The organism is Nitrospira sp. BLG_2 (assembly GCF_049222245.1).
This window is the reverse complement of sequence record NZ_JBLYIG010000359.1, coordinates 1-5,048: the sequence shown is the minus strand read 5'-3', so window position 1 is coordinate 5,048 and position 5,048 is coordinate 1. Positions and strand designations below refer to the sequence as shown.

Here is a 5,048-nt window from a genome sequence, read left to right as displayed (position 1 = left end):
CAGCCTGTCGCAGAGAGATCGAAGAGTATGCCCTCCGCGGCGCCGTCGTCAGTCTGGACGCTCGCGAGATATCGCACATAGATTCTAGGGCTGCACCGGAGCTGCATATCAACCTCACTGCTAGTGCCTGTATCGGCCAGGAGGGAAAAAACTTAAAGGAGGGCGGGATGGAATCTCTTTTCCTGATTCTCGCTAGACCTGCCCGGTTCTATTTTTGTAGCGTTCGCAAACTTGCATGATGGAGGACCGACCGATGACTCGGCAAAATTTTCCCCGCAGTCCCAAGGCTCTTCTCGGCGGCCTCGCCCACTTGGGACGGTTTATCGATAAGATCCGCCTTCGGAATGCCGGGCTGATTCAAGACTACAACTACATCACGGTCGGGTTCGATAAGTATCTTGTCGATTTCTTGGGCATCGATGCGAAGGCATTTGAGCAACGGGTATTAGCCGGTGGGGCCGATGAGGAGCTGCTCGCTTGGGTGAAGGTCCATGGCTGTAAGCCGTCCGACGAAGAGATTGCGCAATGGTCGCAAGAGCTGCTTGCCTCTGGCCCAAATGATGATGCGGCTCGCCGGCGCTTTCAAGGCCGGTTGGAGGATATTGCGACCAAGCGCGGTGTACCGGTTGAATCTCTTCCACCTGTCTCCACTTGGGTTGATGTCATCGAGCTCGATGAAGAGCGCATGTAGTAGCATGTGGCATGAGTCGAACCGGCGTCATCCTCGTCTTCCTTGCACTGGTGCTCGGACTTCCGCTTCTCGGCGTGCTGTGGGCCGGTGAGCCACTCGAGCGCTATGTTGAATTTCCTCCCCGCGCCATCTATGTGCAGCATGAATCGTTCTCCTGGCCGGTATTCATCACGCTGACCATCTTGATCGCTCTGGCTGTTGGGCCGTCTCTCGTACGAGTAGTGAGCATAAACCTTCGTCCCTCTTCTCTTCCAGCTCAGCACTCAGTGCTCAATACTCAGCAGCACTGTCGCCCATTTCCCTGGTGGGGCTGGCTCGGAATCGGATGGACCGGCCTCTGGTGGGTGGTGGCCTGGACCCGGTTTCCAGGGCTGGCGGCAGTTCAAGAACATACATTCACGCCGCTGTGGCTCGGCTACATCCTGACCGTGAATGCCGCCACATTCGCCCGCACCGGCCGATGCCTGATGCTCCATCATCCCCGTTACTTCCTGTCGCTATTCCCCTTGAGCGCCGCCTCTTGGTGGGTCTTCGAGTACCTGAATCGTTTCGTGCAGAACTGGTATTACGTCGGCGTCGCCGAGCTGACGTCGATCGAGTACTTCGTTCAAGCCATGATCCCATTCTCCACGGTGCTCCCAGCCGTCATCGGTACAGTGGACCTGCTGGCATCGTATCCTGCTGTCGGGACGGGTATGGATTGTTTCAGACCGATACGGCTCTACAGTACGAAGCAGATCAGCTGGTTATTTCTTATAGTGTCATGTCTCGGACTGTTTGCCATTGGCCGATGGCCCAATTACCTGTTTCCGCTTGTCTGGGTTGGGCCGTTGCTATTGGTAGTCTCGCTTCAGGAATTGGTCGGGAGACCGACTATCCTGTCATCATTCGCGAAGGGCGAGTGGCGGGGTCTGTGGATATCAGCCCTGGCGGCTCTGGTCTGCGGATTCTTTTGGGAGCTCTGGAACTGGAAGAGTCTCGCCCATTGGGAGTACGCCATTCCGTTCGTCCATCGGTTTCAGCTATTCGAGATGCCGTTGCTCGGCTATGCGGGATATTTGCCGTTCGGTCTTGAATGTGTGACGATTGCTGATCTCTGTTTGAGCCGTCAGGTTTTGGAGAATCGGGATATGACCGTCATGAATAATGGCCATCGTTGATCACCACGTGGCTTTTGCATAGTCACCCAAACCGAATCGGTCCTATCTCAATTCGGTCCACCCATCACGCTGAGAGCGAAAGCCCAGCGGCGCGTTGTGTTGTGAATCACGGCTACGTCGTTGGGGTCTGGTCGGATGATAGATTACAGCTGTCCCTGTGCCCACCAGCGTACTGCAAAGAGCCTTCTGGTGAATCTGGAAAAAGCCAGGGCTCGTTCGGAAGTAATTGCGACGATCACATGGCCGCGACTCTATAGCTGTTTGGCGGATTCAATCGGCCTCAAAGTCACCTTGAGGCAAGCGGTCGATCCCTACAGACCGGGCAGCAGTGGTTTTCGAAGGTCAAAAGGGTGGTAGGCGCTACAACGAAGGCAGCGTCAACAGCTTCTTCATTTCGCAGTGCGCCAGGACGACGTCCGGAGCGCGCTGCAATGCCTCATAGTAACTCCGCTCGTACCCATCACCAAGTTCCGAGGGGCGAATGAGCGCCCGTACCTCGGTCAATAGGACCGCAACATCATCAACGGTCAGATGGTCGTTTCCATCGAGCAATTCGTCGATGCGGACCACCATGTTGGAAAGCGGGTGCAACCAGGTAAACCATGGGTCGTTCATCACCAGCTGCAGGAGTTGGCCGGTGGAGTCCACTCGACCGTAAATCCGCTCATAGGTCAGCTGTTCGGCGACGATCAGGGCCTTATGCAACCCTAAGAGCCCATGCCGGACATCCGTGAGGGTTCGACGGAGCGGGTTGGTTTCTCGAACATGTGTTTGCTTTGATGAGATAGCCATAGAGGTAATCTTACCAGGTCAATGAAAGAATTGGGACTCAGTGCCTGTCCTCAATTTGGTGGACGCTGCGCTATGTTCCTTATCGGATACCATGGGTTGGTTCTGTAGTAGCGGTAGGAGTCATTATGCGGTAGGAGTCAGTATAATGTTCAGGTTCAGTTGCCGAATTTCCGGCTTTCTGTCGGTTGAAAGACATCGGGCGGACCGGAGTGAGCGTCATCGTTCATCTATAACCGAAGCCCGCTGCCGGCTCTCATCCCGAATGAATATGTCGTCCGAATAAATGATTTTCTGAGGCTCTAGAACGGTTCCATAGAAGGAAAACAGTTCACCGGTCAATCGGGCCGCGTGATGGGAATCGGTCGGATGTTTTCGTCGTATGTAATCGTTCAACACGCGTCCGTCGGCGGTCTTATGGACATGAGGCTGGTTCAAATTCAGGCGATAGCGCTCGATTGCGTTGGCGACGCGACTGATGAAGACCACGGTGCCGTCCGGTTCCATCCGTTCGACGACTCCCACATGCGTCAATGGATCGTTCACCTTGCCGTCTCCGTTGAAATCCCACGTGTTATCGAAAAACACGAGATCGCCTGGACTGACGTTCGATCCTCGATGAAGGATGCCATGTTGCCGCACGTGGTTGTGGATGAGCCGGACGCCGTTTTCCTTCGGATCATTAAAATCTCCGCGATACAAATCGATGCCGTGCTCAAGGAAGATGGCTCGGGTGACTCCTGCACAGTCATAGGCGATACGTTTGCCTTGGCTTGCAATCGTCCGTGCTCCGACCAGCCTGGCTGCGGATTGAACAATGGCTGAGCGGCTGGGTAAAGACTTCAGGGACGAAGTTGGGTGATCCGCTGTGGCCGATGTCGGAGAAGGCTGCGCCAGTACAGGTTTAGGAGGCTCAATGTTACCCGCTGAGACCGATGGAGGTCCGATTCCCCTGTTCAGTTTCTGCGCCGGCTTGGTACAGCCCACGAGAGTGGCCAGCGCAAGGGGGAGCATGATCAGGAAGAGCGACATGGGTGTTACCGCACATTCACAAATCGGTCTTTGGCTGTCTGTCGGAGGGCATCGATGTCTTCACGGCGGGTGACGGAGAGCGGCACAGTGTGAGTCAATTCTTCGAGGAGCAAGTCCGTCATGAGCGGAGTTTTTTGGTGCAGCGCTCGATAGAGGGATGCTACTACCGCCTGCTCGATCTCCGATCCGCTGAAGCCGTCGCTTGCGCCGACGATCTTGCCGATGTCGAACTTCTTACTGTCCTGTTTCCGGATTCCCAGGTGAATCGTCCAGATGGCTTCCCGTTCAACATCGTCCGGCAGATCGACAAAAAAGATTTCATCAAATCGCCCTTTGCGCAGGAGCTCCGGAGGCAAGGATGACAGATCATTGGCTGTGGCGACTACGAACACATCTTGTGTTTTTTCTTGCAGCCAGGTGAGAAATGCGCCAAAGAGTCGTCGGCTCAACCCCGCGTCGCTTTCACCGCTTCCTCCTCCGGCGACCATCGCTTTTTCGATTTCATCGATCCAGAGGACAATCGGGGACAAGGATTCCGCCATCTCAATCGCCTTGCGAAAATTCTTTTCCGATTCGCCGACGAACTTATCGAATAATCGGCCGGCATCGAGCTTCAGGAGCGGGAGTTTCCATTCCCGCGCAATTGCCTTCGCGGCGAGCGATTTGCCGCAGCCCGGCACGCCGACCAGCATAATGCCGCGAGGCGGGGTAAGATTGAGCGACTTGGCTTCGGGGGTAAACCCGACTTGAGCGCGCTCCAGCCAGGACTTCAGATTAGTGAAGCCTCCCAACTCAAACCGATTGTCCTCCAAGGGATAGTATTCCAAGAGGCCACCCTCTTTGATGGCCTGTACTTTGCGCTTCAGGATTGTGTGGACATCTTCGGCAGAGAGCGTGCCGCGTTCCACGATACATTGGGCGATGACCTGCCGTGCTTGATGAAGCGTCAAGCCCCGTAGAGCACGGAGGATCGCGTCGGACTCATGGGACGGGGACCCATTCTGGACGGCTTTAGTTTCGCTGATCGAACTGAGAATGCTTTGCGCGAGAGTCGTGGACCGTGAGCGAGGGGTTGTTCGAGGTCGCAACGATTGGAGCAAACCGCGCAGCATTAACCGAAGTTCGTCTCGATCCGGCAGTTTCAGATCGAGTCGTACCGCAATTTTGTCGAGGTCCTGCGGCAGTGTGATCGGTTGGCCGGTCAACACGCAGGTGGCCCGTGATCGGCTATAGATGGCCGAAACCTCCCGGAGTTGTCGGCATACCGCGGGATCTTGCAGATGTGGCCCAAGATCCTTGAGCCAAAACACCGCTTCAACTGTTAGGCCATGGAGATGCTGAAGGACGGCCAAAGGCGTTGCGGTCATTTTACTGAG

General features: G+C 55.5%; 6 protein-coding genes. 3 read left to right on the top strand and 3 right to left on the bottom strand.

All coding sequences use genetic code 11. The annotated features are described in order from the left end of the window. The 3 genes from ACOSYY_RS09900 to ACOSYY_RS09890 all read left to right on the top strand — a co-directional run. The coding region (locus ACOSYY_RS09900; RefSeq protein WP_421662124.1) for a hypothetical protein at positions 1–239 on the top strand (239 nt) is incomplete at its 5' end. Between the two features lie 14 nt (positions 240–253). Beyond that, positions 254–691: a DUF5069 domain-containing protein gene (locus ACOSYY_RS09895; RefSeq protein ID WP_421662122.1), complete on the top strand. Its 438-nt coding sequence runs from the start codon at positions 254–256 to the stop codon at positions 689–691. Between the two features lie 11 nt (positions 692–702). Then, positions 703–1,851, top strand: a complete 1,149-nt coding sequence (locus tag ACOSYY_RS09890; protein ID WP_421662121.1) for a hypothetical protein — start codon at positions 703–705, stop codon at positions 1,849–1,851. Between the two features lie 360 nt (positions 1,852–2,211). On the opposite strand, the gene ACOSYY_RS09885 is transcribed toward ACOSYY_RS09890, so the two are convergent. The 3 genes from ACOSYY_RS09885 to ACOSYY_RS09875 all read right to left on the bottom strand — a co-directional run. Further along, entirely contained in the window at positions 2,212–2,643 is a 432-nt protein-coding gene (locus tag ACOSYY_RS09885) for a hypothetical protein (protein WP_421662120.1), read from the bottom strand. 216 nt (positions 2,644–2,859) lie between these two features. Then, positions 2,860–3,672 carry a hypothetical protein gene (locus ACOSYY_RS09880; RefSeq protein WP_421662118.1) on the bottom strand — a complete coding sequence of 271 codons (813 nt, stop codon included), beginning with the start codon at positions 3,670–3,672 and terminating at the stop codon, positions 2,860–2,862. Between the two features lie 5 nt (positions 3,673–3,677). Then, a partial coding sequence (locus ACOSYY_RS09875; RefSeq protein WP_421662117.1) for an AAA family ATPase occupies positions 3,678–5,048 on the bottom strand: 1,371 nt, incomplete at its 5' end.